General features: G+C 60.1%; 24 protein-coding genes and 1 pseudogene. 9 read left to right on the forward strand and 16 right to left on the reverse strand.

The window, feature by feature from the left end:
• Positions 1-2 precede the first annotated feature (2 nt).
• On the forward strand, positions 3-1,280 hold the full coding sequence (locus tag ACMWL8_RS13795) for a DUF445 domain-containing protein (RefSeq protein ID WP_028015387.1): 1,278 nt from the start codon (positions 3-5) through the stop codon (positions 1,278-1,280).
• Here the strand turns inward: ACMWL8_RS13795 and ACMWL8_RS13800 are convergent.
• Positions 1,261-2,124 carry a LysR substrate-binding domain-containing protein gene (locus ACMWL8_RS13800; RefSeq protein ID WP_045259542.1) on the reverse strand — a complete coding sequence of 288 codons (864 nt, stop codon included), beginning with the start codon at positions 2,122-2,124 and terminating at the stop codon, positions 1,261-1,263. The two genes, ACMWL8_RS13795 and ACMWL8_RS13800, sit on opposite strands and share 20 nt — an antisense overlap.
• Before the next feature lie 97 nt (positions 2,125-2,221).
• On the opposite strand from ACMWL8_RS13800, the gene ACMWL8_RS13805 reads away from it, so the two are divergent.
• Positions 2,222-2,530 (forward strand): carboxymuconolactone decarboxylase family protein, encoded by a 309-nt coding sequence (locus tag ACMWL8_RS13805; RefSeq protein ID WP_028015385.1) that lies wholly within the window; start codon positions 2,222-2,224, stop codon positions 2,528-2,530.
• Entirely contained in the window at positions 2,530-2,910 is a 381-nt protein-coding gene (locus ACMWL8_RS13810) for a tautomerase family protein (RefSeq protein WP_045259543.1), read from the forward strand. Before ACMWL8_RS13805 ends, ACMWL8_RS13810 begins: the two co-directional genes overlap by 1 nt.
• Here ACMWL8_RS13810 and ACMWL8_RS13815 read toward each other — a convergent pair.
• The 7 genes from ACMWL8_RS13815 to ACMWL8_RS13845 form a co-directional block, all read right to left on the reverse strand.
• The gene (locus ACMWL8_RS13815; protein ID WP_045259544.1) at positions 2,901-3,965 is read right to left on the reverse strand and encodes a DUF2955 domain-containing protein; all 1,065 of its coding nucleotides are present in this window, start codon (positions 3,963-3,965) and stop codon (positions 2,901-2,903) included. The genes ACMWL8_RS13810 and ACMWL8_RS13815 overlap by 10 nt on opposite strands.
• A complete protein-coding gene (locus ACMWL8_RS13820; protein ID WP_028015382.1) occupies positions 3,955-5,022 on the reverse strand; it encodes an HlyD family secretion protein in 1,068 nt (355 codons plus the stop codon). Before ACMWL8_RS13820 ends, ACMWL8_RS13815 begins: the two co-directional genes overlap by 11 nt.
• Positions 5,019-5,489, reverse strand: a complete 471-nt coding sequence (locus ACMWL8_RS13825) for a MarR family winged helix-turn-helix transcriptional regulator (RefSeq protein ID WP_028015381.1) — start codon at positions 5,487-5,489, stop codon at positions 5,019-5,021. Before ACMWL8_RS13825 ends, ACMWL8_RS13820 begins: the two co-directional genes overlap by 4 nt.
• A 149-nt stretch (positions 5,490-5,638) precedes the next feature.
• On the reverse strand, positions 5,639-6,334 hold the full coding sequence (locus ACMWL8_RS13830) for an ArsR/SmtB family transcription factor (protein WP_045259545.1): 696 nt from the start codon (positions 6,332-6,334) through the stop codon (positions 5,639-5,641).
• A complete protein-coding gene (locus ACMWL8_RS13835) occupies positions 6,309-6,704 on the reverse strand; it encodes an amino acid-binding protein (RefSeq protein WP_045259546.1) in 396 nt (131 codons plus the stop codon). Before ACMWL8_RS13835 ends, ACMWL8_RS13830 begins: the two co-directional genes overlap by 26 nt.
• Positions 6,697-7,020 carry an antibiotic biosynthesis monooxygenase family protein gene (locus tag ACMWL8_RS13840; protein WP_045259547.1) on the reverse strand — a complete coding sequence of 108 codons (324 nt, stop codon included), beginning with the start codon at positions 7,018-7,020 and terminating at the stop codon, positions 6,697-6,699. The genes ACMWL8_RS13835 and ACMWL8_RS13840 overlap by 8 nt, the downstream gene beginning before the upstream one ends.
• 75 nt (positions 7,021-7,095) lie before the next feature.
• Positions 7,096-8,508 (reverse strand): aldehyde dehydrogenase family protein, encoded by a 1,413-nt coding sequence (locus ACMWL8_RS13845; RefSeq protein ID WP_045259548.1) that lies wholly within the window; start codon positions 8,506-8,508, stop codon positions 7,096-7,098.
• 100 nt (positions 8,509-8,608) lie between these two features.
• On the opposite strand from ACMWL8_RS13845, the gene ACMWL8_RS13850 reads away from it, so the two are divergent.
• The gene (locus tag ACMWL8_RS13850) at positions 8,609-9,511 is read left to right on the forward strand and encodes a LysR family transcriptional regulator (RefSeq protein WP_045259549.1); all 903 of its coding nucleotides are present in this window, start codon (positions 8,609-8,611) and stop codon (positions 9,509-9,511) included.
• Here ACMWL8_RS13850 and ACMWL8_RS13855 read toward each other — a convergent pair.
• Positions 9,498-9,977 (reverse strand): carboxymuconolactone decarboxylase family protein, encoded by a 480-nt coding sequence (locus tag ACMWL8_RS13855; protein WP_045259550.1) that lies wholly within the window; start codon positions 9,975-9,977, stop codon positions 9,498-9,500. The genes ACMWL8_RS13850 and ACMWL8_RS13855 overlap by 14 nt on opposite strands.
• A gap of 101 nt (positions 9,978-10,078) precedes the next feature.
• Here ACMWL8_RS13855 and ACMWL8_RS13860 point away from each other — a divergent pair, with 101 nt between their 5' ends.
• Positions 10,079-11,467 (forward strand): PLP-dependent aminotransferase family protein, encoded by a 1,389-nt coding sequence (locus ACMWL8_RS13860; RefSeq protein WP_045259551.1) that lies wholly within the window; start codon positions 10,079-10,081, stop codon positions 11,465-11,467.
• 37 nt (positions 11,468-11,504) lie between these two features.
• On the opposite strand, the gene ACMWL8_RS13865 is transcribed toward ACMWL8_RS13860, so the two are convergent.
• The gene (locus ACMWL8_RS13865; protein WP_032644967.1) at positions 11,505-11,666 is read right to left on the reverse strand and encodes a DUF1127 domain-containing protein; all 162 of its coding nucleotides are present in this window, start codon (positions 11,664-11,666) and stop codon (positions 11,505-11,507) included.
• A 176-nt stretch (positions 11,667-11,842) separates the two neighbouring features.
• Between ACMWL8_RS13865 and ACMWL8_RS13870 the strand changes: the two genes are divergently transcribed.
• Positions 11,843-13,258 carry a PLP-dependent aminotransferase family protein gene (locus ACMWL8_RS13870; RefSeq protein WP_041911335.1) on the forward strand — a complete coding sequence of 472 codons (1,416 nt, stop codon included), beginning with the start codon at positions 11,843-11,845 and terminating at the stop codon, positions 13,256-13,258.
• 79 nt (positions 13,259-13,337) lie between these two features.
• Here ACMWL8_RS13870 and foxA read toward each other — a convergent pair whose 3' ends face one another.
• The 3 genes from foxA to ACMWL8_RS13885 form a co-directional block, all read right to left on the reverse strand.
• Positions 13,338-15,446 (reverse strand): ferrioxamine B receptor FoxA, encoded by a 2,109-nt coding sequence (gene foxA, locus ACMWL8_RS13875; protein ID WP_120266847.1) that lies wholly within the window; start codon positions 15,444-15,446, stop codon positions 13,338-13,340.
• A 121-nt stretch (positions 15,447-15,567) separates the two neighbouring features.
• Positions 15,568-16,521 carry an AraC family transcriptional regulator gene (locus ACMWL8_RS13880; protein WP_045259553.1) on the reverse strand — a complete coding sequence of 318 codons (954 nt, stop codon included), beginning with the start codon at positions 16,519-16,521 and terminating at the stop codon, positions 15,568-15,570.
• 138 nt (positions 16,522-16,659) lie between these two features.
• Complete coding sequence (locus tag ACMWL8_RS13885) at positions 16,660-16,893, reverse strand: DUF2171 domain-containing protein (protein WP_028015371.1); 234 nt, start codon at positions 16,891-16,893, stop codon at positions 16,660-16,662.
• Positions 16,894-17,112: 219 nt separating this feature from the next.
• Here ACMWL8_RS13885 and ACMWL8_RS13890 point away from each other — a divergent pair, with 219 nt between their 5' ends.
• Positions 17,113-17,301 (forward strand): hypothetical protein, encoded by a 189-nt coding sequence (locus ACMWL8_RS13890; RefSeq protein ID WP_028015370.1) that lies wholly within the window; start codon positions 17,113-17,115, stop codon positions 17,299-17,301.
• Positions 17,302-17,339: 38 nt separating this feature from the next.
• Here the strand turns inward: ACMWL8_RS13890 and ACMWL8_RS13895 are convergent, their stop codons facing one another.
• Both ACMWL8_RS13895 and ACMWL8_RS13900 read right to left on the reverse strand, forming a co-directional pair.
• Complete coding sequence (locus ACMWL8_RS13895; protein ID WP_045259554.1) at positions 17,340-18,461, reverse strand: cupin domain-containing protein; 1,122 nt, start codon at positions 18,459-18,461, stop codon at positions 17,340-17,342.
• Positions 18,462-18,596: 135 nt separating this feature from the next.
• A pseudogene (locus tag ACMWL8_RS13900) lies at positions 18,597-19,202 on the reverse strand (ATP-dependent Clp protease proteolytic subunit); the annotation flags it as partial.
• 85 nt (positions 19,203-19,287) lie between these two features.
• Between ACMWL8_RS13900 and ACMWL8_RS13905 the strand changes: the two are divergent.
• Both ACMWL8_RS13905 and ACMWL8_RS13910 read left to right on the forward strand, forming a co-directional pair.
• Positions 19,288-19,674 carry a VOC family protein gene (locus ACMWL8_RS13905; protein ID WP_028015367.1) on the forward strand — a complete coding sequence of 129 codons (387 nt, stop codon included), beginning with the start codon at positions 19,288-19,290 and terminating at the stop codon, positions 19,672-19,674.
• Between the two features lie 179 nt (positions 19,675-19,853).
• Positions 19,854-20,471 (forward strand): response regulator transcription factor, encoded by a 618-nt coding sequence (locus tag ACMWL8_RS13910; protein ID WP_045259555.1) that lies wholly within the window; start codon positions 19,854-19,856, stop codon positions 20,469-20,471.
• A gap of 3 nt (positions 20,472-20,474) precedes the next feature.
• On the opposite strand, the gene ACMWL8_RS13915 is transcribed toward ACMWL8_RS13910, so the two are convergent.
• Positions 20,475-26,057, reverse strand: coding sequence for an ATP-binding sensor histidine kinase (locus tag ACMWL8_RS13915; protein ID WP_045259556.1), 5,583 nt, complete (start codon positions 26,055-26,057; stop codon positions 20,475-20,477).

Genomic DNA, 26,057 nt, shown 5'->3' on the forward strand with positions numbered 1-26,057 from the left:
CCATGGAAAAAATCGCTGAACTCAAACGCGCCAAGCTGCTGGCGCTGTCGCTGCTGCTGATTGCCGCCGCGGCCTTTGTCACCACCCTGTTCCTGCCGCAAACCTTCTGGGTGCGCGGCGTCAAAGCCATTGCCGAGGCGGCGATGGTCGGCGCGCTGGCGGACTGGTTTGCCGTCGTCGCGCTGTTCCGCCGGGTTCCCATTCCGTTTATCTCACGCCATACGGCGATTATTCCGCGCAATAAGGACCGAATCGGCGACAATCTCGGCCAGTTCGTGCAGGAGAAGTTTCTTGATACTCAGTCGCTTGTGGCGCTGATCCGCCGCTATGAGCCCGCGCAAATGATTGGCGCCTGGTTCAGCAAGCCCGACAACGCCCAGCGCGTCGGGCTGCATCTGATGCAGGTGATGAGCGGTTTTCTCGAGCTGACCGATGACGGACGTATTCAGCGCCTGCTCAAACGCGCGGTGCATAAAGCTATCGACAAGGTAGATTTCACCGAAACCAGCGCCGTCATGCTCGAGAGCATGACCAAAAATAACCGCCATCAGGTACTGCTGGACGCCATCATCAACCGCCTGATTACCCTGATTCAGCGGGAAAGCACGCGGGAGTTTATTGCCGATCAGATCGTCCACTGGCTGAAAACCGAACACCCGCGCAAGGCGATGGTGCTGCCTACCGAATGGCTGGGCGATCAAAGCGCGGAGATGGTGTCGAACGCGGTGAACACGCTGCTGGACGATATCAGCCACGACCGCACGCACCAGATCCGTCAGGCGTTCGACCGCGCGACGCTGAAGCTTATCGACAACCTGAAAAACGATCCGGAAATGGCGGCGAAAGCCGACAACATCAAGCACTACCTGAAAAACGATGAGGCGTTTAACCGCTATCTGGGCGAGATGTGGGCTGACCTGCGCCAGTGGCTGAAGGCGGATATGCAGAGCGAGGACTCGCGAGTGAAGCAACGCATCGCCAACGCCGGACTGTGGTTTGGCGAAACGCTAACAAACGACGCCAGCCTGCGCGCGTCGCTGAACGAGCATCTGGAGCAGGCCGCGCACCGCGTCGCGCCAGATTTCGCCGCGTTCCTGACCCGCCACATCAGCGACACGGTTAAAAGCTGGGACGCCAAAGACATGTCCCGCCAGATTGAGCTGAACATCGGCAAAGACCTGCAGTTCATCCGCGTCAACGGCACGCTGGTGGGCGGGACGATTGGCCTAATCCTGTTCTTACTCTCGCAAGTCCCAACGCTTATCCATTCAGCGTCCTGAGGATCAGCGCCTTCATGCTGGTAATTGCTGCATCGGGGGAGGCGTTCCCCTGATGCAGCGCGATTCCCAGTTCTCCTGCATCTGGCAGCAGGTGGCTGTCGATCCGTAACGTCTCGGGCAGACCAATACGCGTGCGGAGCGTAATACCCAGCCCCGCGCTAACTCCCGCCCACAGCCCGCTCAGGCTATAGCTGGTATAAGCGATACGCCAGGGAATACCTGCGGCATCCAGTGCCGCGATGGCCCGGCTTCGCAGGAGGCAGGGCGCGTCAAACATCACCAGCGGCAGCGGCTCACCTCGTTGCAGAAGGACCTCAATATCCTCGCGGGATCGGCAAATCCATGCCAGCGGTTCGCTTCGCACGTAGTCGCCTTCTCGACCTTCCTGCCAGACCAGCGCCAGATCGAGTTCATTCGCCGCCACGCCGCGCAGCAGCGGCGGGTTGCGATCGACACGTGCCGTCATGCGAAGCTCAGGGTGTTGTCTGTGAAAATCGCCGAGGACCTTCGGCATCACGGACTCGCCAAAGTCCTCCTGCATACCCAGCCGCACCTCGCCCTGAAGCAACTCACCTCTGATAGCCCGGAGCGCTTCATCATTTAATACCAGCATGCGTCGGGCGTAGCTCAGCAGAATTTCACCCTCTCGGGTCAGTGCCAGCGTACGCCCCTGCTTAACGGTCAGAGCCACGCCACACTGCTGCTCCAGCTTTTTTAACTGGGCACTGACCGCAGAGGTGGACCGACACAGCCTGTCCGCCGCCTCGGCAAAACTGGCGGACTGAATCCCCTCCACAAAGCTGCGCAGCGCGTCCAGGTCTAATGCTGAAAAGCGTTTATCCATATCATCCTCATTTTCAGGACATTCAGTCCTGAACATTGCGATTTTATTTATGGTGGCAGCCTGCGAGAGTGATTTCCAGACGACAGGAGGAATAAAAATGAGCACAACACTGAATCGCGACACGCTTGCGCAGGTTTCCCCTAAGCTGGCGGAACTGAGCCAGCAGGTACTTTTTGGCGATATCTGGCAGCGTCCGCAGCTAGCCCCGCGGGATCGCAGTCTGATCACGCTTGCCGCGCTGGCAGCCCTGGGGCGCACCGCGCAGCTTCCCTGGCATATCGGCTTCGCCCGGCAAAACGGCGTGACGGACGACGAAATAGCCGAAGCGTTTACCCATCTGGCGTTTTACGCAGGCTGGCCGGCCGCCGTCAGCGCGCTGAGCAGCCTTGCGGAGGAGAAACAATAATGCCGTTTGTTCGTATCATGACGGGTGACCGCTATAGCGAGATGCAGCAAAAGCAGATCTCGGACATTCTGCACCAGGCGCTGACGGAAACCTTCGCCGTTCCCGCACAGGACAGGTTCCATTTTTTTGAATGCTTCGCGGCCGGGGATCGATACATTGATCGGCACTATCTCAGCACGGGCAGAACGGAGGGGGCGATACTGTTTAATATCGTTGCTGGTAAACCGAGGAGCACTGAACAGAAATCTGCCCTCTACCACCAGCTGGCTGCGCAACTGAATGAGAAGATGGGCATTGACGGTGGAGACGTGATGGTCGTTATCCAGTTTACGGCCGCTGAGGACTGGAGCTTCAGCGGCGGCAAACGCTATCAGCCCTGAATGACGTAGCGCGTGGCGGCGAAACGGTTCAGGATCAAATGCACCAGAAAGACCATCGTCAGCGTCGCCACCAGCGAAAAGGTCACGGAGGTGATGCGATAGAGATCGCTGAACACCAGGTCGCTGTCCGGGTGCATGTTCTGCCCGAACATAATGCCGATGGTCGTGATGCTGGAAAACCCCACGCCCGCGCCCACTTTCTCCATCACGTGCAGCCGCGCGCCAAACGCAAGGCCGAGGCCAATCAGCGGCATCATCAGCAGCATATGGCTGCTGTGATCGTAGAGGATAAGCTGCACCACCAGAATGTAGAGGCAGCCCAGCACTACCCCGACCACGCGCCAGATGGAGCTCATCACCGCGCCGCGGTAGTGCATAGGGAACAGGATCAGAATTCCTGCCATCAGCGCCGAGAGCGAATCGCTTAAGTCGCTAATCTGAAACACCACGAAAATCATCGTCGCGACGCTGCCGGAGAGCAGCGACTCGTGGCGCACGCGGGCGTCGTCTTTCTCAATCAGCGGCGGCGGCTTGCGGGGCTCCACGTCCGGCAGCAGGTAGTTCATCAGCGCGCTCAGGCACACCGCCATCACGCTCGCTTCAATGTTGGAAAACAGCAGCGTGTGCCAGTTGGTGGTGGGGTAGCTCATAAAGTTGAGCATTACGCTCTGGCACACAACACCCATCGAGCCGAACAGGAACAGCGGCCCTTTGCTCATAAAGCGAAAACGCATCACGTAAAGGGCAAATACCACCAGCGTCATGATGACCGGCCATTGGGAAAGATAGCCGATGATAATCACCATTTCGACGCAGTTCAGCGATGCGCTGAAGATAAACTGCTTCGCCACGTGGCGGTTAAACACTGGCACCAGCGAGAGGAGCATGATCGGATAGACCACGAAAAACACGCCGTAGCTGGTGTTGTAGAAGCTCGATATGCTCAGGGCAATCATCCCGGCAAAAACGATGCGCAGGGTCTGGCGAAAGTCGTTTGCCGTGTAGACGATGTTACCGTGCGGGGTAAAGACCCGCGCCAGCGTATTAATAGACATAGTGAAGCAGGCTCACCAGGTGGATCTGCATTCCGGAGAAGAAGCGCGCAAATGGCCCTTCGCTGTTGTAGAGCTGCACGGTCGCCCGCGCGCCGGTTGGCAGCGGCTTCGGCAGCGGCTCATCCAGCGTGACGTGAATGCGCATGCGCTGAGCGTCTCGTACCCAGCGGTTAGAGGTCTCCGGCTGGGAGAGCTGGCCGTTAACCGCCTCCTGGCCTGCGAGGATCCCCGCGTCGCTGCTGGCCACGTGGGCGCGGAACACCTGCCCCGGGAAGGCGTCAAACACTACGGCGGCATCGGTGCCCTGACGGGTATGGCGCAGGCTCTTCTCGCGGAAATCGGCCACGATATCGGTCTGGTTGTTTACCAGCGCCAGCGCGGCGGAGCCGGATGAGGCGTAAAAACCGGGGCTTAACTGCAGGTTACTGACCGTGCCGTCCGCCTGGGCGTAGACCTTTGTCCAGCCGAGGTTCAGCTCTGCTTCATCAAGCGCGTTGCGGTATTTTTGCAGCGTCACGTTGCGGTGTTCTTCGCGCTCGCCGCGCTGGATGCGCAGGTTCCGGATGTTGGCCTGAATCGTGCTGACGGACTGCTCGCTGCTCTGCCAGGCGGTGCGGACCTTATCCAGATCCGCCTGCGAGACGTTCTGTAACGTGCTCAGCTTCTGATAGCGTTCGAAGGTCACCTTGTCGTTACGCGCGGTCAGCACCGCGGTTTTCAGGCTGGCCTGCGCGGCGGCGATCTGCGCGTCCAGCTGTTCGTTAGAAAGACGCGCCTGCTCCAGCGCGATTTGCGCCGCTTCCACTTTATTGCGAAACGGCGTGTCGTCGAGCTCAAACAGCAGATCGCCTTTCTTCACCTGGCTGTTGTTGTGGACATGTACCGCCGCCACGTAGCCGGAGACGCGTGGAGAAACCGGCGTCACCACGCGCATGACGGTGGAGTCCGGCGTCAGCGGGATCCAGATATCCGCGACGACAAAATAGATAAACATCAGCAGGAAAGAGGCAATACTCACCCTTACCCAGCGGGCAAACTTTTGTTCAGGGGTCATTATTTTTCGGTCTTGTTGTCTTCTTCGCGGATTGTCCGCAAATTGCAGGCGATTTGATTTAACGTGGCGCTGAAAATCTCGATATGCTCCGGCGCGATGTGTTGCGATACGCGTGCCTGATAGGTCTCAATCACCTGAGTGAGCCTTTTTAAAATGGCTTTTCCCTCAGGCGTCAGCGTCAGAAGCCGGATGCGCTTGTCATAAGGCGATGTGGTGCGCAGCAGGTAACCCTGTTTTTCCAGCTGTGTCAGGGTGCGCATCAGCGGCGGCAGTTCAATACCCTGCACCTCCGCCAGCTCACTCATTGAGACGTTATCCCCGAGCTGATGAAGCTGCATCATCACCGTCCAGCTCGACTGGGTTAAGCCGGTATCGAGAATGGCATCATCAATCACCGCACGCCACTGGCGCACGATCATCGCCATCCGCATGCCCATCGGCCTGCGGCTAAACAGCGCTTCTTCACTCATGGGGAAACCTCTCGTCACACGCGGTCAAGATAATAGTTATCAGGGTAAGTATCAAGAAACGCGAGACGAAAGAGCAGGAATTGCGAAAACGATGTCTCCCTCTCCCTGTGGGAGAGGGTCGGGGTGAGGGCACCAGCCCGCAGTGAAGTTTAGCGGCTAAAATGCCTCCTGACGGCACTTTTTCCCGATGTCGTCACCACCACCTCCCTGTACCCCGCCACCCGCTGGATCCACCCTTTGCTTTCCAGATGAATAAGCAGCGCCGCGCCAGCTTCGCCTCCGAGGTGAAATCGCCGCTCGCTCCAGTCCAGACAGGCGCAGCAGGCCTTGCGGCGCGGATGAGCGCTTAACGACACGCCGAGCTTCAGAAACTGCTCCCGGCCATACAGCGTGAGCGCTGAACCGTCTGCCTCCAGCCAGCCTTCCGCCTGCATGAAATCGTAGATCTTTACCGCCACCGCGCCCGCCAGATGATCGTAGCAGGTGCGCGCCTCCCGCATGGCCTTCGGCGCGGTGGTTTCCGGCGGCGCAATGCGGCTCCAGGAGAGCCCCATCATCTGTTCGATCAGCTCCGCCACGTCGTGCCCCGCCAGACGATAGTAGCGGTGCCGCCCCTGAGACAGACAGGTAATCAACTTTCCCTCCACCAGCCGGGCGAGATGCCCGCTGGCGGTCGACGGCGCTACATCTGCCGCCGCGCTCAGTTCGGTGGCAGTCCACGCCCGTCCGTCCATTAGCGCACACAGCATCTTCACGCGTGACGGATCGGCCATTGCCGCCGCCACCGCCGCAATGGCCTGCTCCAGCGCCGCGCCGTTATCAGTCGGTAAGCTTATCTTTAACATGTGCTGCCCAGGGTTCGGTGATCTCTGCGGCCAGCTTATCATCATCCGTCAGCAGAATAAGGTGATTCGCATGGTCGCTGTACTGGGTAAGAACAGACACGCCGCGTGCCGCCAGCGCCGCCGCAATTTCACCCAGCTCGCCGGGGCGCGCCTGCCTGAGTTTTCTGATCACCGGCCTGCGCACCGCCTGCACGGTAAACCCGGCCTCCACCAGCACGCGGCGGGCTTTTTCCCCGTCCTCCACCAGGAAATGGGCCTCCGTACCGAACACGCCGCCACCCTCAAGCCCCACGCCGTTGCGCCCCAACAGCTGTCCAAAGCGCGCCAGCTCGCCGGGCCCGTCGCGGAAAATCACGTGAACGTCATACATTCGCGCGCCCTCCCGTTTCGGAACTGTACTCCCGCACCAGCTGCGCCATGCGAATACGGTAGAAAGAGAAAATCGACTCCCGCCCTTCGGCCTGCGCCGCCTGATGGAAGACGTTCTGCTTCCAGCGGCGGACGGCCTCTTCATCCCGCCACCAGGAAAGGGAAAGAATTTTGCCGTCGGTCGTCAGGCTCTGGAACCGTTCGATGTCGATAAAGCCGTCGATGTCGGCCAGCAAAGGCTTAAGCTCTGCGGCAAGTTGGAGGTAGCGCGCCTGATGGGCAGGCGCGGCTTTGGCTTCGAAAAGGACTGCGATCATGATGGTCTCTCCGCTGTGATGTTGAGGAGAGAATGCAGGATGGAAAAGCACAATGCTTCGGTAAAGAGCGAAGCTTTAGCCCAGAATCGACCTCGGCTCCATAAACGCCCGGATCCCCCACTCGCCCATCTCGCGCCCCACGCCGGAGTGCTTAAACCCGCCGAACGGCGCTTTCGGTTCATGGGCCAGAGTGTTCACCAGCACGCGACCGGAAACAATCTGCTGCGCCACGCGGCGCGCGCGGTCCGCACCGCCCAGCACCACCGCGCTCAGGCCGTAGTCCGTGTCGTTGGCAATGGCAATCGCCTCCGCCTCGTCACGATAGGGAATTACGCACAGCACCGGGCCAAAAATCTCGTCGCGGGCAATTGTCATTTGGTTGTTCACGTCAGCAAACAGCGTCGGGCGCACAAACCAGCCGTCCTGTGTGCCTTCCGGCCGCCCCTCGCCGCCCGCCAGCAAGCGCGCCCCCTCTTCGACACCTTTGCGGATATAGCCCTGCACCCGCTGCCACTGCTTTGCGCTGACCATCGGGCCGACGTCCGTTGATTTATTGCGCGGGTCGCCGGAGTTCACCGCCGCCACGGCCTGCGCCAGCGCGGTTTCGATCTCCGCCTTACGCGAGTAAGGCACCAGAATGCGCGTACCGGCCACGCACGCCTGCCCGCTGTTCATAAACCCGGCCTGAATGACAAGCGGGATCGCCTGCGCCAGATCCACGTCATCCAGCAGGATCGTCGGCGATTTCCCGCCTAACTCCAGCGTCACGCGCTTAAAGCTTTCCGCCGCGTTGCGCAGGATCGCCTTGCCGGTATGCGTCGAACCGGTAAACGAGATTTTTGCCACGTCCGGATGGCGGCTGATTGTGTCACCGACCGTCTCACCCCGTCCGGTGACGATGTTAAACACGCCCGGCGGCAGAGCCGCATCGCACAGCGCTTCGGTGACAATCTGCGTTTGCAGGGCGCTCATTTCGCTCGGCTTAATCACCGCCGTACAGCCCGCGGCCAGCGCGGCCGCCAGCTTGCCGCAGATAAATCCTGCGTCGCTGTTCCACGGCGTAATCAGCCCGGCCACGCCAAGCGGCGTCATCTGCACCGTGGCTGCGCCCGCGGGGGTGACGAATTCAAACGCCTCCAGCGCCTCAATCGCCTGAGCAATCACCTCCGCCGGATAGCTGGCCATCCACGCCGAGCGCGAGGCGGGCGCGCCGTACTCTTCGATGACCGCTTCCAGCAGATCGTCGTGACGAGCGGCCACGGCGGCGTGCATACGTTTTAGCGCGGCAATCCGCTCCTGCTTTGTCGTCTGCGACCACGCGGGGAACGCCGCTTTTGCCGCCGCAACGGCGCGCGCTGCGTCAACCTCATCCGCCAGGCGTACCTGCCCGATGACCTGCGCCGTCGCCGGGTTGTATAAATCAAACCGTTCGGTGCCGTGCGGGGTAACAAATTCGCCGTTAATAAAGATCTGTTCGATAGTGTGCATATAAACCTCCTCAGGCTGTGTGAGCACAGTCTGCCACGGCTTCTCCGTTGCGATAATCCACGCTATGCTGCAAGGGTTGTTTCGATTTTCAGGATAATCTATGCATCGTTCAGGTCTGACAGAGCTGGAAGTGGTTATGGCGGTGGTGCGGCGCGGCAGCTTTCGCGGCGCGGCGCAGGAGCTTGGCATGTCCGCCACGGCGGTCAGTAACGCCATTGCCGGGCTGGAGAGCCGCCTGGATACCCGCCTCTTTAACCGCACTACCCGCAGCGTGGCGCTCACCGACGCCGGACAGCGCTACGTGGCGCGCGTTGGCCCGGCGCTGCAGGAGATCCGCCTCGCCAGCGAGGATATCCACAGCGACACCGGGGAACCCGCCGGCACGCTGCGTCTGAACGTGCCGAACCATATCGGCACCCTGTTTCTGGACCAGCTGCTGATCGACTTTATGATCCGCTACCCGAAGATGCGCGTGGAAACCGTCAGCGAAGCGCGCATGATCGACATCGTTGCGGAAGGCTATGACGCGGGGATCCGCCTTGAGGAGTCCGTGCCGCAGGACATGATCGCCGTGCCGCTGACCGGGGAGATCCGCCAGCTGGTGACCGCCACGCCGGACTATTTTGCCCGTCACGGTACTCCGCAGACGCCGGACGATCTGCTTTCACATCAGGGGATCGGCATGCGCATGGCCCACGGCGGGATCTACCGCTGGGAGCTGGCGCGTCGGGGGGAAACGTACGCCCTTGCCGTACCGCCGCGCTTTGCGACATCCGATCTTTTCGCCTCGATCCGCGCCGTAAAGGCGGGATTAGGGGTAGGATTTTTGCCGGAACTGTATATCCGGGAAGAGCTTGAGCGTGGAGAACTGGTGAGCGTTTTAAACGACTGGGCGCAGCCCTTTGCCGGGCTGCGCCTGTATTACCCCGGCCATCGCCACGTTCCGCCGGGACTGCGGGCGCTGGTGGCGATGATCCGCGAGCGCGGGATTACTCCAGGTTAGCCTTATTCAGCCCGTAAGCCGCGTCCAGCGAGCCGGGCGCCATGCGGGAGGTGATCCCCAGACGGTTCCAGGCGTTGATCGCCACGATGGCGAAGTTCAGCTCTGAAATCTCCACGTCCGAGAAGTGCTCCGCCACGCTGCGGTACAGCGCGTCGCTCACCCCGTGAACGCCAATCTGGGTCAGCGCTTCGGTGAAGGCCAGCGCGGCTTTCTCGCGGGCGCTGAACAGCGGGGACTCGCGCCAGGCCGTCAGATGGTACAGGCGCAGCTCGCGTTCCCCGGCGATTTTGGCCTCTTTAGAGTGCATATCCAGGCAGAAGGTGCAGCCGTTCAGCTGCGACACGCGAATGTCGATCAGGTGCTTCAGCGCCGGGTCGATGGAGGTTTTTGCCACCTCCATACTCAGGGCAGACAGCGCGTTGGCGAGGGCAGGTGTAACTTTATGGTGGTTAACGCGAGTGCTCATTGTCTTTCCTCTTTTTGTGCGGCATGTGCCGTGCGATGAGGCAAATCTACGCCGTTCATGACATAGTAAAAAGATACAAAAAGCGTGAAATGAGGTAGGACATGAAGCCGGGCTATCACGACATTTATTCCCGCTATCGCGACAACATCACGCGCGGCGTGCTGAAGCCGGGCGATAAGGTGCCTGCCATCCGCGTGCTGGCGGAAGAGCTGAAGGTGGCGCGCAAAACCGTCGAAACGGCGTACGCCATTCTGACGGGTGAAGGGTATCTGGTGAGCCAGGGCGCGCGCGGCACGCGGGTCAACCCGGATTTACTGCTACCGGATAACAATGCCCCTGCGGAACAGCCTACCGGCACGCTTCCGGCCTCGCTTATCAGTCAGCGCGAGCGGGCCGGATTTCTGCGCCCCGGCATCCCCGCCCTCGACAGCTTCCCGTATAAAAAATGGCTGCTGCTGGCGGGCCAGGCGACGCGCGCCATGCGTCAGGAGGAGATGCTCAACCCGCCCGTCCTGGGCTGGTATCCGCTGCGCCAGGCCATCGCCAGCTATCTCAATATCTCACGCGGCTTGTCCTGCACCGCCGAACAGGTGCTGATCACCAGCGGCTACAGCGGCAGCCTGCGGCTGATCCTCGACACCCTAGCCAGCCGCAGCGACAAGGTGGTGTTTGAAGATCCGGGCTACTTTATGGGTCAGCAGTTGCTGAAGCGGATCGTGCCGCGCCTGCACACGGCGCCGGTCGATCGCTGCGGCATTGATACGGAATACCTGCTTCGTCACCATCGTGACGCGCGTTTTGCCATCGTCACCCCCTCGCACCAGAGCCCGCTGGCGGTGACGCTCTCCCTGCCGCGAAAGCAGCAATTGCTCGACTGGGCCAGCCAGAACGAGGCGTGGATTATCGAAGACGATTACGACGGGGAGTTTCACTACACCCGCAAGGTGCTGCCGTCGCTGAAAAGCCTCGACCAGCACGACCGGGTGATCTTTATGGGCACCTTCAGTAAAACCATCATGCCGTCGCTGCGCATGGGCTACGTGGTGATGCCCGCCAGCACCGTCGGAGCCTTTACCGACTGCGCGGATATCACCACCAGCGGCCAGCCGGTGCTGACGCAGAAGATCCTCACCGCGTTTCTCAACGAAGGGCATTTTTTACGCCATCTCAAGAAGATGCGCGCGCTGTATCAGACCCGCCGCGACTGGATGATTGCCGCCCTGCGCGAGGTGTATGGCGATCTGTTTTTCACCGAGCAAAACGACGGCGGGATGCATATCGTGGCGTTTCTCACCAAAGGGAGCTGCGACCGGGAAGTGGCCCGCTGCTGGCAGGAACAGCAGCTGCAGGTCAATGCGCTCTCGGAGTGGTATCGCGGGTCGGGCAAACGCTACGGGCTGGTGATGGGCTATAACAACGTGCGGACGTATCAGGAGGCGCTGGAGCTGCTGGAAAGGCCGAAATGGCAGACGCTTGCGCTGTTGAACTGAACCGCCGGGTGGCGGCTGCGCCTTACCCGGCCACGGTTTAAATATCATTGCGGGATAACCCGACGTCCTTGAGCTGCTCGTCGCTCATCTGGCTCAGGATGCGGCGGGTCCGGTTGATGCGATACCAGTTGCGGATCGTTTTGCCGATCCAGACAAATACGACGAACGGACGTTTTGAACGGTTTTCGTAGAATTCCATAATGCTCTCCTCACTGTGCCAGTGGGGTTATCATCCTGGAAATCGACCTGCGCAATACAGATGCAAAAACAACTTTTGTTTAACATACAGATCCGCTAAAACGGTATCTGCATGCCGTTTTTTGCGGCAATCTGTACTGGTTTAATAATCTGTATGGTGAAAATAAAGGATACAGCATGACACGCTATCAACACCTCGCCAACCTTCTGGCAGAACGCATTGAACAAGGGCTGTATCGCAGCGGCGAGCGTCTGCCGTCGGTGCGCGCCCTGAGCCAGGAGCATGGCGTGAGCATCAGCACCATACAGCAGGCCTACCAGATCCTCGAAAACCTTCAGCTGATCACCCCCCAGCCGCGCTCCGGCTATTTTGTCTCGAAACGCAAAGCCCAGCCGCCCGTCCCGGCGATGACGCGCCCGGTGCAGCGCCCGGTGGACGTCACCCAGTGGGATGAGGTGATGATGCTGCTGGACGCCCGCGCCGACAAAGAGATGATCTCCTTTGGCGGCGGTTCGCCGGACATTAACCAGCCGAGCCTGAAGCCCCTGTGGCGCGAGATGAGCCGCCTTGCGCAGCATAACCCGAGCGAGATGCTGAGCTATGACGTGCTCGACGGGCGGCTGGAGCTGCGCGAGCAGATCGCCCGCCTGATGCTGGACGGCGGCTCTACCGTCTCGGCAAGCGACATTGTGATCACCAACGGCTGCCACGGCGCGCTGTCGATCGCCCTGCTCTCGGTGTGTAAACCGGGGGACATCGTGGCGGTGGAGTCGCCATCTTTTCACGGCACCATGCAGATGCTGCGCGGGTTTGACATCAAGGCGATTGAAATTCCCACCGACTCTGAAACCGGGATCAGCATTGAGGCGTTAGAGCTGGCAATGGAGCAGTGGCCGATCAAGGCGGTGATCCTGGTGCCCAACTGCAATAATCCGCTCGGGTTTATCATGCCGGAAGCGCGGAAAAAACAGGTTTTAGCCCTCGCCCAGCGACACGATATCGTGATTGTGGAGGATGATATCTACGGTGAGCTAGCGGCGGAGTACCCGCGCCCGCGCACCATTCACTCGATGGACATCGATGGCCGCGTGATCCTCTGCAGCTCGTTTACCAAAACCGTGGCGCCGGGCCTGCGCGTCGGCTGGATTGTGCCGGGGCGCTATTACGACCGGGTGATGCACATGAAATACGCCGCGGGCGGGTTTAACGTGCCGGGCACCCAGATGGCGGTGGCGGCGTTTATTCGCGACGGCCATTACCATCGCCACGTGCGCCGTATGCGCCAGATTTATCAGCAGAATATGGAAACCTACACCTGCTGGGTGCGGCAGTATTTTCCGGCGGAGATTTGCGTCACGCGCCCGCAGGGGAGCTTCCTGCTGTGGGTTGAGCTGCCAGAGAAGGTGGATATGGTGTGCGTCAGCAAGCAGCTGTGCCGCCTGAAGATCCAGGCGGCGGCCGGGTCGCTGTTTTCCGCGTCAGGGAAGTACCGCAACTGCCTGCGGATCAACGTGGCGCTGCCGCCTACGGATAAACATCGCGAAGCGTTGAAGAAGATGGGCGAGGCGATTGTGATTGCGATGGAGGAGTAGCACGTTTTTTAGCGCCGGTGGCGCTACGGAATAGAGTAGGCCGGGTAAGGCGAAGCCGCCACCCGGCAAAATCAACGACTCAGAACTTCCACGAAACGCTGCCCACAATGCTGCGTTCTGCACCGAAGTAGCAGTAAGAGAGCGAGTTACACGCCGCAACGTAGCTTTTGTCCGTCAGATTATTGACGTTCAGCTGCGCGCTCACGCCCGTAAGCCCCACTTTTGACAGGTCATACCCCACGACCATGTCCACCAGCGTGTACGACGGAAGCGTATGGGTGTTCTGGCGATCGCTGGTGATCCCGTTGACATAGCGCACGCCGGAGCCGACGGTCAGGCCGTCCAGCGGGCCGGTTTTGACGTCGTAGCTCAGCCAGGCGCTGGCCATGTTACGCGGGGCATAGACGGCGCGCTTACCCTCCTCTTCCGGGCTGCTCTTCTTATAGCGAATATCCGTGTAGGTATACGCCGCCTGCATGCGTAGGCTGTCGGTCAGCTGACCAATCGCCTCCAGCTCAACGCCTTCGGATTCGATTTCACCGATGGAACGGTACGGATCGGTCGGCTCCTCTTTGGTGGCAATGTTCTTCTGGTTGATGCGAAACACCGAGGCGCTGAACTGGCTGTTCATCCCTTCTGGCTCATACTTCACGCCCGCTTCCCACTGCTTGCCCTTCATCGGATCCAGGATATTGCCCTGCTCGTCGGCAAAGCTGGTCGGCGTAAAGGCGGTGGAGTAGCTGACGTACGGCGCAACGCCGTTATCAAACAGATACAGCAGCGCCGCGCGGCTGCTGAAGTTGTTTTTATCCAGATCGCTGCGGGTATGGTTGAAGTTGTCGACGTTCGACACGCTCACCTGGTCGTAACGCCCGCCGAGCGTCAGGCGCCAGCGGTCAACGGACATCTGATCCTGTAGGTAGTAACCGGTCTGGCGAAGCTTATGCTTTTCCCTGCTGTACTGGGTGATGTAGTCCGGCTTCGCACCGTAAACCGGGTGGAAGGCGTCAATCGGCGGGAAGCCGCCATAGTAGCCGGTCACGTTGTTGGTGCGGTCCTGGTAGTCCATGCCGATCAGCACGCGGTGGTTCACCGCCCCGGTGTCGAAGCTGCCGTCGACCTGGTTATCCAGGGTGATGGCGTTCATCTTCTCGTCAGAGCCGGAATAGCCGCGGTTCAGCTCGGTGTCATTCAGCCAGCCTGCGGCATACACCTGGTTCAGCTCCACTTTGGTGTGCAGGTAGCGCAGCTTCTGGCGCACGGACCAGCCGCTGTCAAACAGGTGCTCAAGGTTATAGCCGACCATGTTTTCCCGACGATCGTACTTGTCGTAATCGTCTTCACCTTCAAAGAACGTGTTGGAGATTTTCTTCCCGCTGTGCAGCACAACCGTGCCCTCGTACGGCAGGCCGGAGTGGCTGCCGCCTTCCGGATCGCGGTGCAGGTAGGCCATCAGATCCAGACGGGTGTTATCGGTGATACGCCAGGTCAGGCTCGGCATCAGCGCGTAACGCTCTTCCTTCAGCGGATCGAACTGGGAATCGGCATAGCGGGTCATCCCACTGAGGCGCACCGCCACGCGGTCATTATCATCAACCGGGCCAGTGACGTCGAACATCGCCCCACGCTGGCTATTGTTCCCGGCGAAGAGCTTGATCTCCCCGCCCGGATCGAACGACGGCTTACGGGAGGTAAGCGCCACAATCCCGCCCGGCGATGAACGGCCATAGAGCACGGAGGCCGGACCGCGCACGACTTCGATACTGTCCAGGAACCACGGATCAACCACCAGCGAGCTGTGGGAGTTGGTGTCGCCCATCATCTTCAGGCCGTCCAGGTAGACGTTGTCCAGGCTGCCGTCAGAGAAGCCGCGCAGCACCATGTAGTCAAAGCGGTTAGACGCCCCAATCTGGTTGCTGTAGACCCCCGGCGTGTAGCTCACGGCCTGACGCACGCTGGTTGCGCCCTGCTCTTCGAACTGCTCGCGCGTGACGATAGAGACCGACTGCGGAGTTTCAATATCCGGCGTTTCAAGCTTGGTGGCCGCAGACTGCATCTGCGAGGTCACCACCACGGTGTCAGTTTTTTGCGCATCCTGCGCCAGTAAAGGAAAAGCGACGCTACCGGTAACCCATCCCACCAGCAGTGCCAGACGCGATTTAGCAAACATAACCCTCTCCAGAGATATTTCTTATTGTTAATAAGAATTATTACCTTTTTGAGAGTGCAAACGGCTATGCGCGCCGCCAGGTTACGTATGCGCGATGCTAAACCGCACGGGATGCGTTCGCGCGATGGGCGAAATTACGTTAGCGGAGTTTGCGCACGTCGCCCGGAGAAATCCCGTAATGACGACGAAACGCGGTGGCGAAGTTGGTGGCATGCTGATACCCGCACATCCAGGCCGCCTGCTGCACGCTGTGGCCTTCCAGCAGATAGCGGCGCGCCAGCGCAAGGCGACAGTCGCGAAGATAATCGAAGAGGGTGCAGCCGTAGCGCTGACGGAACTTGCTGCGCAGGCTGCTTGGGCTCATTGCAGCCAGGGCTGCCAGCTGCGCGAGAGTATGATCCCGTTCAGGAGACTGTTCCAGCATGCTCCGTACGCGTTCCAGGCGCGCATGCTCAGGGCGGCTCGGGCAGGGCTGCTGGCGCTGGTTCAGGCCGTGGCCGAGCAGCTGGTACATCAGCCCCTCCAGCAATAGCTTACGCGCGAGCATGCTTCCCCTCTGCTGCTGCGCATGCTGAATGCCTGACATAACAAACTCGGGAACGTGCCAGACAAACGTGGGTGTATTCAGGTTTTGCCATTCCAGCAGCAGCGACTCAAGCAGGGCTTCACGCCCGGCTTCATGCGGGTACACGCCAAACGAGAGCGTTTTCAGCGCGCTGTCGGCGTCGTGACGCGCACTCATCACCTGTTCCTCACTCAGACGGGCGCTGAACGCCATGCCGGGACGAACGTGATAGTCGATGCCATTGAGCGCGATCGTAACGCACCCTTCCAGGACTACCAGCATATAGAGCGGGCTGCTGTGGCGGGATGTGGTTTCGTAGGGTTGTAATACATGCACGTCGGAGTGGGTCAGCGAAATGCCGGACGAGAGCGTCATCTCTTCCACATTACCCTGCAACACCGGGCTGCCGCTGATCTGCTCCCCTTTTAACAGCGGGAAACGGTAGTCGATGCCGTAGCGCTCGCCGAATACCTGAAAATCCTCAACAAAAAATATGCGTTTCGCTGATCTATTTTCACTCTGGAGCATAATTCGGGGCCTGCATCGGGAAAAGGACAGGCAAAACAGTACCATCCCTTTGCCATATCAGCAATCACCGGGCGCAGACACTATTACGCTCCGGACTAAGCCGGAGCGAAGATATATATTCCTTTACGAGAAATATATTTATGCTTCCTGCCACTCAGCAAAAACCTCTTTATGGTTTTTGGTCAGGATAACTTTATTATCTTCGACCTTATCGACCCAGCCGAGAGGAATAAAGTGGTGCTTGCCGCCTGATTCAGGGTCACTCTTAGCAAGCTTGATACGCTCGCCGTCTAAATGGTCCACAACCCCGACGTGCGTTCCGCAGCTGGCGACAACCTGAGTGTGATCCTTAATTGCGCTTTTATCTACCATAATCATTCTCCTGTTTCGGTTATTTGCCTGTTGCACGAAAATAACTGTAGCGCATAAATTCAGGCTTAAAAGATTTATTAGCATTTTGAAACATCATTGACAGAATGGAATATGATGTCTATTTAACGCCGAATTGAAAAAATAAGAATAAGATGAATTATTACCGACTGATTATTTCCCGTTCATAATTAAATTATCGCAACCAACGAGGAGGTATTTATGACGATTCGCAATAATAATCGGGCAGAAATTTCGCTGGCTCTTGGTGAAGCGGTCCTGGACATCGTGCAAAAAGGCCATGAGTTATCGCGAGAGAATCTCGCCCAGGCGATGAAAATCAAAGCGGAGAAAGAGCGCGACGACGAGCGGCTTTTGAACTACTGGAAGGCATGTAATATGCTGGTTTAAACGTAGCGGCGTTTAGGCTGGCTAAACGCCGCCTCCTGTTACTCGTCGAAGTACCAGTACCCCTGGTTAATCAGCCCGGTGAGTTCGTCAACAAACGCCGGGTTTTTCAGCGCATCGCCCAGCTCGGCCTGGCCGAGTTCGGTGTAGCGGCACAGCGCATCTGCCCCGTTCACATCCGCCGTTTCCAGCTGTTCGCTGTTGATAAAGAAGCTGCCGTTAACGTTCAGCACGCGCAGGCCGCTCAGGCGAGACAGCGTTTCGCCGCCCTGCAGCGCGTCCAGCACCTCGTCTGCCGAATACGGCGGCTCGGCGGCGGCGATATCCAGCTCGTGGCGCGGCGTGGAGACGAAGCTGCCAAACCATTTCGTGAAATCGTCCGGCTTGCTAATCATGTCGATCATCATCTGACGGATACGATCGAGCTCGTACTGCTCTACGCGGCCAGGATGTTCACGACAGGTCAGATCCGGATCGCTGTAGTGCTCGCCGCCCAGATCGTTTTCCAGCGCGTAATCGGCGAAGCTGCTGATCAGATCGCGGCCGTTCGGCCCGCGGAAGCCGACGGAGTAGTTGAGCGCGGTTTCATGGGTGAAGCCGTCATGCGGGAATCCAGGCGGAATGTAGAGAATATCGCCCGGCTCAAGATCTTCATCGATGATCGGCTCAAACGGATCCACGTGCAGCAGCGCCGGATGCGGGCAGAACTGACGCATCGGCAGCTTGTCGCCCACGCGCCAGCGGCGGCTGCCCATCCCCTGAATGATAAACACGTCGTACTGATCGATATGCGGACCCACGCCGCCGCCCGGCACGGAGAAGGAGATCATCAGATCGTCCAGACGCCAGTCCGGCAGGACGCGGAACGGACGCACCAACTCCGCGGCGGGCATATGCCAGTGGTTCACCGCCTGCGCCAGCAGCGACCAGCCGGTTTCGCCCAGACCGTCAAAGTGCTCAAACGGACCATTGCTGGCCTGCCATTTGCCGTTAGCGTGGCTCACCAGACGGCTATCGACTTCCGGCTCCATCGCCAGGCCTGCCAGCTCGTCCGGGGTAATCGGGTCGACAAAATTCGGGAAGGCATTTTTCAGCACTACGGGTTGTTTTTGCCAGTATTTCTCAAGAAATTCCGGCCAGTTCAGGTTCAATTGATACGCCATGGGTAGCACCAGTGAGAGGGGAAACAGGCGCGATTATAGGCAAGAAGGCAGAGGGGGAACTTGTCATGGGTCAAACGAGCGCGCGTAGGTCGGGTAAGGCGAAGCCGCTACCCGACACGTACACGGCAGTAAAACTTAATCCAGGTTCAGCTCGTCGTAATGGGTAATCAGTTTGCCCACGATGCCGTAGTCCAGCGCTTCTGCCGGAGACATCCAGTAGTTGCGGTCGGTGTCTTTTTTCACTTTTTCCAGCGGCTGGCCGGTGGCGTCAGCGATCAGCTTGTTGACGCGATCCAGCATGCGGATGATCTCGCGCGCTTCGATCTCAATATCCGTCGCCTGACCGCGCACGCCGCCCAGCGGCTGGTGGATCATAAAGCGGGTATTCGGCAGCGAGTAGCGGTGCTCTTTTTTCGCTGCCAGGAAGATGGTGATCCCGGCGCTTGCCACCCAGCCGGTGCCGATAACGTGCACTTCCGGGCGGATGAACTTGATGAAGTCGTGAATGGTGTCACCCGCTTCCACGTGGCCGCCCTGGCTGTTGATGTACAGCTTGATCGGATCGTTGCTGACGCTTTGCAGCAGGATCATCTGGGTAATGACCTTCTGCGCCAGCTCCTGGTTGATCTCGCCGGAGATGACAATCGAACGGGACTCCAGCAGTTTTTGCTGCAGAGCGCCCGCGCCGCTTGACCCTTCCGCTTTGTCCTTGTCGCTTTCTTTCAGTGTGTAGTGCATTGTTGTTTCCTCAGCTTGTCGCGCTCAAAACCAGAGTGTAGCCTGTTTTATCGGTGAAAGTCCTCACAGACAAATAACGAGGGATCTTATGAATATTGCACATGTCGCACTCTGGACCCGCAGCCTTGAAGCCCAGGTTCAGTTCTGGGAAACGGTGTTTAATGGCCGCAGTAACGAACGCTACGTCAGCAAAAACCGTCCGGGGTTTGAATCCCATTTTATTACCCTGGATGACGGGCCGACCCTCGAGCTGATGACGCTGCCGGACCTGCCCGACGCCCCGTCGCACCCGGAGTTTATCGGCTGGGCGCATATCGCCATTAACGTCGGCAGCAAGGCAAAAGTGGACAGCATGGCCGAGCGGGCGCTGGCAAACGGCACGCTGCTCAGCGCCCCGCGCATGACCGGGGACGGCTTCTATGAAGCGGTAATCGCGGACCCGGACGGCAACCGCATCGAGCTTGTCGGTGCATAAAAACAGCGTTTCATTCCTTCACCGCCCCCGCCCCGGCTCGCTATACTTCATATGGTTATCATATTGTTAAATGATAATGATATTTAATGTGTTAAGATGAAAGTCAGCATAAACAGTCTCTTACGCCACCGTTGGGACTGTTTGCATCCTCGACATTTAAATCAGCACCGGGGCGGTGAATGGAACACATTGTGTATGTGGTTGATGACGATGACGCGGTCAGGCAGTCCGTAATCGGGCTGCTGGAATCGGCAGACTTAAACGCCATCGGCTTTTCATCAGCAGAAACGTTTCTTCAACACCGGTTTGAGGATCTGCCGTCGTGCGTGATCCTCGACATGCAGATGCCCGCCATCTCGGGCTTTGAGGTGGCGGACGCGCTCAAAGACAGCGGGCGCGAGATCCCGATTATTTTTCTCACCGGCCACGGCACTATCCCGATGTCGGTTCGCGCCATCAAAGGCGGCGCGTATGAATTTCTCACCAAGCCCGTTGAATCCGCCGCGCTTATCGACGCCATTGAGTCCGCGCTGCAGCTGGCGGAAAACAACGCCGTGCGCAATAAAGAGCACTACGCCCTGAAGCAGCGCCATTTGTCCCTCACGCCGCGCGAGCACGAGGTGCTTGAGCTTGCCATCACCGGCAAGCTCAACAAGCAGATTGCCGCCGAGCTGGGCGTCAGCGAGATCACGGTGAAGGTGCACCGCCGCCGCGTGATGGAGAAAATGCAGGTGCGCTCCGTGGCCGAGCTGGTCAGGGCCGTTGAGCGCCTGACCAAAAGCCAGCCTGCGGAATAACGTTTACCCTTCCTGCGCGGCCAGCGGCAGCGCGAAGGTAAACACCGTGCCGTGCGGCTCCCGGCGGCGCGCGCTCAGCTTTCCGCAGTGGCGCTCGATGATGCTGGCGCTGATGGTCAGCCCCATCCCCATCCCCTGCGGCTTGGTGGAGTGGAACGAGTCAAAAATCTGCTCCAGCCGTTCGGGCTCAATGCCGCTCCCGGTATCGGCGATCTCAACGATCACTTTCCCGTCCGCGTTGGCGGTGCTGAGGATGATGGTGGTGGCGCGATCCCTCACCTCGGCCATCGCTTCTACCGCATTCATCACCAGATTAAGCAGCACCTGCTGGATCTGCACGCTGTCCCCGGTGATAAAGCTGTCGCTGGCGTTCAACAGATAATCAACGCTAATGTGTCTCTGCTCCAGCTCGCTGCGCGAAAGCGTGATGATATGGTGGATCAGGTAGTGCATATCGATGCGCGAGAAGGTGGGATCCTGCTTGCGCGTCAGGGACTGGATGCTGCGAATGATCTCCCCCGCACGCGCGCCTTCCGCGGCGATCTCCTCCAGCCCTTCGCGCACTTTATCCAGGCGGGCTGGCTCGCGGCTGAGCCAGCGCAGGCTCGCCCCGGCATTCGAGACGATGGACATCAGCGGCTGGTTGATCTCGTGGGCGATGGAGGAGGTCAACTGCCCGACGGTGGTGGCGCGGGAAACGCGCGCCAGATCCGCCTGCGCCACCCGCATAGCATCTTCCGCGGCGCGCTGACTGGTGATATCGGTAATGATGCCGTAGTACTCGTTCACCTCGCTGCCCACCCCCACCGGATCGCCAATCCCGAGGATGTAGCGCGTTGAGCCGTCGGTGCGCTTTATACGAAACTCCGCGCGCATGGAGAGCCCGTCGCGCACGCTCTGGGTGACGATGGCGCTGATGCGGGCGTAATCGTCCTCGTGGACGAAGGTTAAAAACTCCGCCATGGAGATCATCTTTTGCTGGTCGGGCAGGCCGAGAATGCGGGCGTACTCTTCCGAGACAAACATCAGATCCTGCTCCAGCTCCCAGCGCCAGCTGCCGGTGTGGCTGATCTGCTCGCCCAGCATCAGCGAGGTCTGGCTGGCGCGCAGCTCTTTTTCCACCCGGCGGCGCTGAATGTTCTCCGCCAGCAGCTCGGCGTAGAGCCGCGCCGTCTCCAGGGATACCGCTGCCTGCGCGCCCAGCAGGCTGACCACGCGCGAGTGCTCGGCGGTGAAGACCTCCGGCATCAGGCGGTTTTCCAGGTAGAGCACGCCCACCAGCCGCGCCTGTTTGAACATCGGGACGCACATCACCGCCGCCCCCGAGGTCACCAGATAAGGGTCCTGGCTGAAGGGATGAAACTCCTCCGGCTTGCCGGTGCGGATCTCCTGCCCGGTGCGGATCACCGCAGCCAGCACCGACAGCGGCATGTCGGTCGCCATCGGCACGTCTTTCAGGATCCGCACCCGCACGCCGTCGGTGCTGGTCCAGGCGCTGGCCTCGATCTCCGGGATCAGGTTATCGCTCACGCGAAGCAGCAGGCCGCGCTGCGCCCCGGCGCGTTCGAGCAGGATGGTCATCAGGTTTTCAATCAGGCGCTCAAGATTGATCTCTTCCGACAGCGCGCGGGAAGCCTTGATCACGCTCTGCAGATCGCGGATCGTCTCGTTCTGAGCAAACGCCACCGTGTCGTAGGCGCTGGCCTGCCCGGAGGCCAGCAGGTGCGGGAAATCCTGCTCCAGCTGGCGCACCTTGGCCTGCGCGCCCGCGCGGCCCCAGGCGGCAATCGAGCCGCGGAAGTGCGCGTCTGATGCGGTCGGGTAGCCGCAGGCCAGCGCAAAGCGGCCCGCCAGCTCGTGGGCCAGGGCGTTAATCGGGTTAAAGCCACCCTCGCGGGAGAGCCGGACCGCCTTCTCATACTGCTCAAGCGCAATGCTGTTCATCCCGTCCAGACGGACAATTTCGGCGTAGATCAGCGCCTCTTTATCCGCGAACGTGCCGGGATTAATGCGCGCCCAGAGGGCGATTTTGTCGTAGTGTGCGTGAATGCTGCGGCGGTGATTCGCCGAAAACGTCTCCGGCGTCAGCTGACGTGAGAGCGCCAGCGCGCTGTAGAGATGGTAATCCAGCAGATGGATATGGCCCGGCGCAGACCACGCGTACCAGCCCGCCATCTCAAGATCCGCCTGCGCGTCGGTATACTCGCCGCAGGTAAAGTGCGCCATGCCACGGTAGAGCCAGTACCAGAACAGCATGGTGGAGGTCTGCTCCGGGGCCTGCTCCGGCGACGCGGGAAGCAGCGCCTCGGGCAGCGCCTGCGACGCGGTCCAGGTGCCAATCGTCGGCGTGCGCAAAAACTCCACGAAGGTGCGCTGGAGCATCAATATGGTCTCCACGTCCTGGAAGTGGGTTTTACGTACAAACGCCAGGCCGCGATCGATGCTGGTCAACACCCCGTCCAGGTGATCGCCCCGTGAGAGGAAGTTAATGACCTGATGGCAGGCCGCAAAGCAGGCCACCGTCATATCACCGTGGGTAACGGCGGCGGTGAAGCAGGCTTTTGCGCACTCAATGGTGAATGACAGCGGCTGGGTCCAGACGCTGAGCTGGTCGAGGGGCAGCAGGGTTTTGGCTTCGAACGCGTCGTAGCCGTGGCGGTTCACCAGCTCGCGGGCCAGGGTGCCGTACTGGAACCCGAGGCGGTACTCGGCGTAGCGCTGGCCAATCAGCACGCCAAACCAGGCCATCGCCGTGGTGGAGGCGCCAGTGATGCCGTAGTCGAGAGTGAGGTGCATCATGCGGCAGAGCAGCAAAAAATGCAGGCGCGGGCAGATGAAACTGGCGCAAATGCTGGCGCTGTAGAGCAGGTTCATCACCGCTTCGGTTTCCGGGTTATCCATTCGCGACAGCTGGGCAAAAAGGCTTTGCGGCGCGTCGGCCGTGCGGTTGCAGAAGTGTTCCCAGGCCTCGTCGCAGTCGGCGTCTTCCGGGTGGCGGCCAATCTGAATACCAAAAATCCCCAGCCAACAGAGCGCCGCCTCCAGCGCCAGACGGCTGTCCGACTGGCGAATGTATACCTCCACCAGCAGGTTGGCTGCCAGCGCCTTTTCGGTCAGCCCGCCGGGGCAGCCGAGGATGGCGTCACACAGCTCGCGGGTGCGCTCCAGGTGCCCCAGAGCAAACTCGCAGCCCGCCTCTTCGATATCAAGCATAAAGTCTGACACCGTCCCGGCGTTGCCCAGCGCTCTGGCGGTCTGGATATAGCTGAGCGCCGATGGATAATCCCCCGAACGCTTTGCCCGTCGTGCGGCCAGCAGGCTCAGCTCGCGGAACATCTGGCGCTGCGGCGCGGGCTGGATGCAGTCCAGCGCGGCCGTGACGTGGTGAACGGCGCGGAACAGCAGTTCGTTCCCCGCGGCCTGACGCGCGGCGTCGGCCAGCAGGCTGGCGGTGGTCAGGTGAAGATGGCTTTTCTCATGCTGATCCAGCATCGCAAAGGCCGCCTCCTGCACCCGGTCGTGGGTGAAGGCGTACTCTTTTTCCGTCAGCACAATGAGCTGGGCCATCACCGCCGGATGCAGCGCATAGCGCATTTCCGCCATCGACATGCTGACCACCCGGCAGATCATCTCCATCTCGCCCGTGCCGCCGAGGCAGGCGAGGCTGCCCAGCAGGCGGCGCGTCTCGTCGGGCAGCTCTTCGAGCTGCTCCAGCACCAGAGTGACCACGTTTTCGGTGTAGTGTCGGGCGCGGATCGCCTGCAGATCGTAGTGCCACTTATCCTGATATTTGTTGTGCACCACCAGCCCGTCATCCACGATGCGGCGGAAAAACTCGTGCACAAAGAGCGGGTTGCCCCCGGTTTTCTCGTGGATCAGCGTGGCGAGGTCGGTCGTCGCCGCGCTGCGGGCACGAAATATCGTCGCCAGCCAGCGCGCCACCGCCTTCACGGACAGCGCCTGCGGGACAATTTCAGTCGCGTTTTGCGCCGCCTCCGGCAGGCTCGCCAGCTGCTGTTGCAGTGTCGGTTCGGACAACGAACCAATATCGCGGTGGGCAACCACCAGCAGCAGCGGGATAGCGCCGCAGGTCACCAGCAGATGTTTCAGCGTATGCAGGCTGGCCGCGTCGCTCCACTGGAGATCGTCGAGCACCAGCACCAGCGGGCAGCCCTGAGAAGCAAAGGTTTTAACCAGCGCCAGCACCATATGGCTGAAGCGCGCCCGGGCATCAATGGAAAAGGTATCCGCCGAGTAGCGCGGCTTGCTCTCAAGGAGCAGCCCCAGCTCGGGCACCAGGCTGACGGCCAGCGCTTCGTACCCCTCCAGGGCGCGCGACAGGCGGATTTTCCACTTCGCTACATCTTCCGCGGGCAGCCCCAGCAGGTGCAGCGTCAGGGTGCGGAACGCGGAGCTTAATACGCCGTAGGGCAAAGACGGCGAGAACTGATCGACTTTCCCCACCGCCAGCAAAACCTGACGCTGCTGCAGCGTTTTGAGCGCCGTCGCGATGATGGACGATTTGCCAATCCCCGACGGCCCGCCGATCGTCACCAGCTCCGGCACCAGGTTCTGCCCCACCCGCTCAAACGCGGCAATGACGTCATTCGCCTGCGGATGCGTCGCGAACAGGGAGTCCGCCAGATGGATCGCGGGAGTGCGGTCCTGCTGTCCGGGGGTAAAGGCGACGATCTCGCCCTCGCAGGTCAGCGTCGCCTGGCAGCGGCGGAGGTCGGCAATCAGCCCGTCGACCGTCTGGTAGCGGTTATCGGGGTGCTTTTCCAGCAGCTTGAGGATGATAGTCGACAGCATCCCCGGCACGTCCGGGCGAATCTCGTCCGGGGCCAGCGGCTCCGAGGCAATATGGTAGTGCGCCCAGTTGGTCTGATCGTCCTCCCCCAACTCAAACGGCAGGCGTCCGGTCAGGAGTTCATACAGCACCATGCCGAGGCTGTAGAGATCGCTGCGGCCGTCAACGGGACGCCGGGTGCGGGTGGTGTGCTCCGGCGACATATACGCGGGCGTACCGCCTGAAACGGCAAGCCGGGTCTGGGAGAAGGCACCGGAGAGGCTACAGGAGAGGCCAAAGCTGCCCAGACGGCAGGTGGCATCGTGATGAACAAAAATCGCGCCGGGCTTGATATCGCCGTGGATCAGGTTTTGCAGGTGCATCTGGCGCAGGGGAACGCAGATCTGGATCGCCATCTCAATAAAGCGCGAGATCCCCGAGATCGCCCTGCCCGCGCGCCGCGCCAGCAGTTCAAACGCAAACGGCGCATACACCAGCGCGAAACGTCCCCGGTACTGGGTGGAGGCAACGGCGCGGATGGCCCAGCTGTCCTGCAGCACGTCACGCAGCGCAAATTCGTTTTTTAGCAGCCGCGTGGCCCGCTCTTCCTCTTCGTCGCTCACTGCGGTGGCAATGATGAACGAGCCGCCTGAATGGGGATGGCGCGCGTGCATCCAGGCGATACCGCCCTCCTGCGCCAGCACGGTAAAAATCACATCCTCTTTAAGGACAAAAACCCGCCCCTGGTGAAGATTCCCCTGGGCGGGCCAGAATGCAGGCTGCTCGTGTTCGTTCAT

Source organism: Enterobacter sp. 04-C-12-SI-ECC (genome assembly GCF_047530715.1).
GTDB classification, from domain to species: Bacteria; Pseudomonadota; Gammaproteobacteria; order Enterobacterales; family Enterobacteriaceae; genus Enterobacter; species Enterobacter bugandensis.

Coding starts and splice junctions, on each gene's coding strand:
- ACMWL8_RS13835 (WP_045259546.1), bottom strand. CDS start 6,704: ATGTATGACGTTCACGTGATTTTCCGCGACGGGCCCGGCGAGCTGGCG.
- ACMWL8_RS13885 (WP_028015371.1), bottom strand. CDS start 16,893: ATGGTAGATAAAAGCGCAATTAAGGATCACACTCAGGTTGTCGCCAGC.
- ACMWL8_RS13840 (WP_045259547.1), bottom strand. CDS start 7,020: ATGATCGCAGTCCTTTTCGAAGCCAAAGCCGCGCCTGCCCATCAGGCG.
- ACMWL8_RS13830 (WP_045259545.1), bottom strand. CDS start 6,334: ATGTTAAAGATAAGCTTACCGACTGATAACGGCGCGGCGCTGGAGCAG.
- ACMWL8_RS13810 (WP_045259543.1), top strand. CDS start 2,530: ATGCCGTTTGTTCGTATCATGACGGGTGACCGCTATAGCGAGATGCAG.
- ACMWL8_RS13800 (WP_045259542.1), bottom strand. CDS start 2,124: ATGGATAAACGCTTTTCAGCATTAGACCTGGACGCGCTGCGCAGCTTT.
- ACMWL8_RS13855 (WP_045259550.1), bottom strand. CDS start 9,977: ATGAGCACTCGCGTTAACCACCATAAAGTTACACCTGCCCTCGCCAAC.
- ACMWL8_RS13895 (WP_045259554.1), bottom strand. CDS start 18,461: ATGGCGTATCAATTGAACCTGAACTGGCCGGAATTTCTTGAGAAATAC.
- ACMWL8_RS13860 (WP_045259551.1), top strand. CDS start 10,079: ATGAAGCCGGGCTATCACGACATTTATTCCCGCTATCGCGACAACATC.
- ACMWL8_RS13890 (WP_028015370.1), top strand. CDS start 17,113: ATGACGATTCGCAATAATAATCGGGCAGAAATTTCGCTGGCTCTTGGT.
- ACMWL8_RS13880 (WP_045259553.1), bottom strand. CDS start 16,521: ATGCTCCAGAGTGAAAATAGATCAGCGAAACGCATATTTTTTGTTGAG.
- ACMWL8_RS13825 (WP_028015381.1), bottom strand. CDS start 5,489: ATGAGTGAAGAAGCGCTGTTTAGCCGCAGGCCGATGGGCATGCGGATG.
- ACMWL8_RS13845 (WP_045259548.1), bottom strand. CDS start 8,508: ATGCACACTATCGAACAGATCTTTATTAACGGCGAATTTGTTACCCCG.
- ACMWL8_RS13795 (WP_028015387.1), top strand. CDS start 3: ATGGAAAAAATCGCTGAACTCAAACGCGCCAAGCTGCTGGCGCTGTCG.
- ACMWL8_RS13865 (WP_032644967.1), bottom strand. CDS start 11,666: ATGGAATTCTACGAAAACCGTTCAAAACGTCCGTTCGTCGTATTTGTC.
- ACMWL8_RS13805 (WP_028015385.1), top strand. CDS start 2,222: ATGAGCACAACACTGAATCGCGACACGCTTGCGCAGGTTTCCCCTAAG.
- ACMWL8_RS13905 (WP_028015367.1), top strand. CDS start 19,288: ATGAATATTGCACATGTCGCACTCTGGACCCGCAGCCTTGAAGCCCAG.
- ACMWL8_RS13870 (WP_041911335.1), top strand. CDS start 11,843: ATGACACGCTATCAACACCTCGCCAACCTTCTGGCAGAACGCATTGAA.
- ACMWL8_RS13850 (WP_045259549.1), top strand. CDS start 8,609: ATGCATCGTTCAGGTCTGACAGAGCTGGAAGTGGTTATGGCGGTGGTG.
- ACMWL8_RS13910 (WP_045259555.1), top strand. CDS start 19,854: ATGGAACACATTGTGTATGTGGTTGATGACGATGACGCGGTCAGGCAG.
- ACMWL8_RS13915 (WP_045259556.1), bottom strand. CDS start 26,057: ATGAACGAACACGAGCAGCCTGCATTCTGGCCCGCCCAGGGGAATCTT.
- ACMWL8_RS13815 (WP_045259544.1), bottom strand. CDS start 3,965: ATGTCTATTAATACGCTGGCGCGGGTCTTTACCCCGCACGGTAACATC.